The 240-nt window shown below is 64.6% G+C and carries 1 pseudogene; it reads right to left on the reverse strand.

The annotated features are described in order from the left end of the window. Positions 1 to 209 (reverse strand): annotated as a pseudogene (locus G6027_RS19125) (MBL fold metallo-hydrolase); the annotation flags it as partial. Positions 210 to 240: the final 31 nt, after the last annotated feature.

A 240-nucleotide genomic window follows, 5' to 3' on the forward strand; every position in this document is an offset into this window, starting at 1 on the left:
CCGGCCAACTCGCGGGTGCCCGACAGGTAGTCGGCGTGGATATGGGTCTCGGTCACGGCAGTGATGGTCATCCCGTGCTGCGCCGCCAGGTCCAGGTACTGGCGGACGTCGCGACGGGCATCGACCACCACGGCCTCCCCCTTGGCCTGACAACCGATGAAATACCCGGCCTGGGCCAGATCCTCGTCATAGATGCGTTCGAGAAGCATCGAGATCTCCTTGTCGATCGGGGTTCCCTGC

It is taken from the genome of Dietzia sp. SLG310A2-38A2 (assembly GCF_014145095.1).
Lineage (GTDB): Bacteria > Actinomycetota > Actinomycetes > Mycobacteriales > Mycobacteriaceae > Dietzia.